This is a genomic window from Bacillus cereus group sp. MYBK95-2, from assembly GCF_051915225.1.
Lineage (GTDB): Bacteria > Bacillota > Bacilli > Bacillales > Bacillaceae_G > Bacillus_A > Bacillus_A cereus.
Genome location: NZ_JBQAEH010000029.1, coordinates 1 through 3,225 on the forward strand (window position 1 = coordinate 1; position 3,225 = coordinate 3,225).

Genomic DNA, 3,225 nt, shown 5'->3' on the forward strand with positions numbered 1-3,225 from the left:
CATCGCTATCAAGCTAAGCTCATACAACGTCAATCATAGTAGAGGTTGCTTTTTTTTCTAAAGGCTACGTGTAGGAAATTTAAAGATTTGCATATGAAATAAACCCTAACGGGTTTCATTTTTTTGAATTAAGCCGCTTGATTATCAGACATGGTACAATTGTAAACGACACCTAATATATCAAAGACTGTTTTCTTCTCATATCGATGAGATTTTCTCCCGTTTTGCTGTAGGAGGTTGAACAGGCGAATGAGAATCTTTGATAGCTCTTGGGTGTCTTTCTGTATAGCTTGGAAAAGAAGAAAAAAGTAATCTTTAATCATATATATGGCCTTATATTCACTCAGTTCTCGTTTCTTTTTCATAAGAAGTAATTGCCGCATTTGAAACATGGTAGAAGAACAGAGTAGAATGGCAATCAATTGCCCATACAGATGGCATTCCAATCGTTCTCGTTTTATCTTTTTACAATGATGAATATGAAAGAATGATTTCCACGTTTTAAATAAAATCTCGATTTGCCAACGTAAAGAATACCAATCATGTACTTGTCCCATTGGGACAATATCTGTAGGAGTATTTGTCATATATACATTGATACCGCTAAGTCGTTTACTACGAGCGGAATACTTCATTCCTTTCTTTTTTTCTCTTACAGTTTGATCTTGTAATCGTTTTTGTTGCTGTTCTTCTGTAAGTCGATGAACAATGACACGAGCGGACACTTTATCAATCATTCCTACATAAGCATCAGATATTTCGTATGTTTGCCCTGGTTGAAGAGAATTCATTAATACCTCCAAATCTATCTGTTTATATTCTGTTTTCTTCTTTAGTTTTCCGTTTTGATAATAATCAGGATTAGGATTTTTTTTATAAATACGTGTATTTGATTTAATACGAGAGATATAGTAAGCCTTTTTATCTTGTATATGTTGAAGATCTTTCAGATGAAAATAGCCTAAATCCCGAATACACAAATCATTTTCTTTCACGGTTGGAACACACAGAGAACCATAGGTTCGATCATGTTGTTTTCCTGGACCCGTATGAATATGTAAAAACTGTCCACTTAATAGATCATACTCCAATTGAATTTTTAATCCTGCTGTATGGCTGCATCCTCCAGCACCTGGATAAGCGCTTGAAAAGGAATCAGGTAGTTGAAATGCTGTTGAATCTAAAATACGAATACGTTTAAAAATAGAAGTATATGTAGAGGAAATCGGCATAGATGAAACCAATTTTTTGTTTAAAAGTTCGGCTAATATGTGTTGTAAAAATTGAACAGCTGCTTGATTAAACCGTTGATTCAGTCCCTCAGGACTGATGAGCACTTCTGTTGATGATTCTAAACGGCTAGATAACTGAGTTAAAGAAGTCGTAGCGACATTTTGGCTCATCCATACACATAAAGCGACTAAATCTTTTGCTTGGTACTTACTCATTCGTTGGACAAAACCAACATCTCTAGCAAGATTCTGTAAGGCATTTGGAGATAAAAACCTTTGAATCTCTTGAGCAAATAATTGTAATTCATCAGGTATAGAAATAGACATATGAAAACGCCATCCTTTCCTATGATTCTACAAAAAGAATAACGTATTTTTTTCATATTGAGGGTATTTCTTTTTAGTTGACAGTAACGTAGCGTAATACTTTAAGCTTGTAATATGGAGGTGAATTACGCTGTTTACAACGGGGGAAGTTTACAAAGTAACAGGGCTTACTGAACGTTCTATACGATACTATTCTAATTTAGATTTATTAAATGCAAAAAGGAATGACAACGGTCAGTTGGTTTTATTCAAGTCAGACTTAGAAAAAATTGTGCAAATCCTTGCTGCAAAAATAACAGGTTATAAACTTAAAGCTTTAATAGACCGACAACCTTCATTAACCTTTATTAAAAATGATATGACTCAAATGATTGCAGACCTAGAAAATATATTATTACATTTGGAATTAACTGACTCCGAAGAAGATCTTATGAAACATATAAAGTTACTTCAAAATTACAATACTAGATATTTGCGAAAGAGGTGATTGAAATGAGTATGGACTATAAATTAATGAACACATACGAACAATACAAGGAATTACTTGCAATTACGGATTTAGAAGAGAGAAAAAATTTTTTTCGTTATACTATGATGGCGCCATTAACGGACATGTGGAATTTAATAAATGTTCCTATAAAAGCAAAACAAGAAAATGGTTATGACGTATTGATAGCTACGAAAATGTTAGGTTATGCAGATATTTCTAACGATGAACAAATTCAACAGGGTCTCTCCATCTTAAAAGATAATAATGCCTATGTGGTAGCAGAGAATACTATCAAAACTTGTATAGAAAATGCTAACAAAGCAGGTTTGAAAGTGAATGCAGATGAAATAAAATTTGGATTGTATGTTGCGGACCCATGTAAATTGAAACTCCAGCAGGGATATACGGGATTTGGAGGTATTCCAGGGTATATTACTGTGAATATATATCCAAATGATTACAATTTACCTAAAATTCCTGCTGTTATTGCCCATGAGTTCCATCACAATATTCGATTTTCCTATTTTGATTGGGATCATGGAAATGTAACAGTGGGAGATTACCTTGTCATAGAAGGCCTAGCGGATTCCTTTGCAAAAGAACTGTATGGAACAGAGCACCTGGGACCTTGGGTGACTAGTATGGAAAAAGACGATTTAGAGTATTCGATCTATGTTATTGGAGAAGCTTTAAACATAAAAGGATTTGCTGAAGTAAGTAGCTATATGTTTGGTGATGAGATTGCTAAACAAGAGGGATATCAACCTGTAGGTCTTTCTTTTTGTGCAGGTTATGCAGTAGGTTATGAGGTTGTTCAATCTTTCATGAAAAAGCATAATAAAACCATATTTGAAACAACGTTAATTTCTAGTGATGAGATCATTAATGGGTCTGGCTTATTTTCTTCTTGATGGAACGAGGCTGTTCAATAAGAAGTGAAAAAAGTTCGCCATTTAATACAATAAGAGCATGTTTTTAATAAACATTTTAAAAAACATGCTCTTTCAGTTTATTAATATTTTTGAATCTTGGAGTAGCACGCCATGCCCATCAAGCTGAAATTCTGAGACATCTCCATAACGAGAATTTTACCTTTTTACAATTATTTATGCGAATTCGACTCATTTTTTTCGTTTTGGGGGACAATTAATTTCTTAAGTTGATGGTGATGGGGTA

The 3,225-nt window shown here is 33.7% G+C and carries 3 protein-coding genes; 2 read left to right on the forward strand and 1 reads right to left on the reverse strand.

Features of this window, described 5'->3' with window-relative positions:
- Positions 1-128: 128 nt before the first annotated feature.
- Positions 129-1,559 carry an IS4 family transposase gene (locus ACTFN4_RS30325; RefSeq protein WP_431083923.1) on the reverse strand — a complete coding sequence of 477 codons (1,431 nt, stop codon included), beginning with the start codon at positions 1,557-1,559 and terminating at the stop codon, positions 129-131.
- 130 nt (positions 1,560-1,689) lie between these two features.
- Here ACTFN4_RS30325 and ACTFN4_RS30330 point away from each other — a divergent pair, with 130 nt between their 5' ends.
- Together ACTFN4_RS30330 and ACTFN4_RS30335 are read left to right on the forward strand one after the other, a co-directional pair.
- Positions 1,690-2,046 (forward strand): MerR family transcriptional regulator, encoded by a 357-nt coding sequence (locus tag ACTFN4_RS30330; RefSeq protein ID WP_439963340.1) that lies wholly within the window; start codon positions 1,690-1,692, stop codon positions 2,044-2,046.
- 11 nt (positions 2,047-2,057) lie between these two features.
- Complete coding sequence (locus ACTFN4_RS30335; RefSeq protein ID WP_179204844.1) at positions 2,058-2,960, forward strand: DUF2268 domain-containing protein; 903 nt, start codon at positions 2,058-2,060, stop codon at positions 2,958-2,960.
- Positions 2,961-3,225 lie beyond the last annotated feature (265 nt).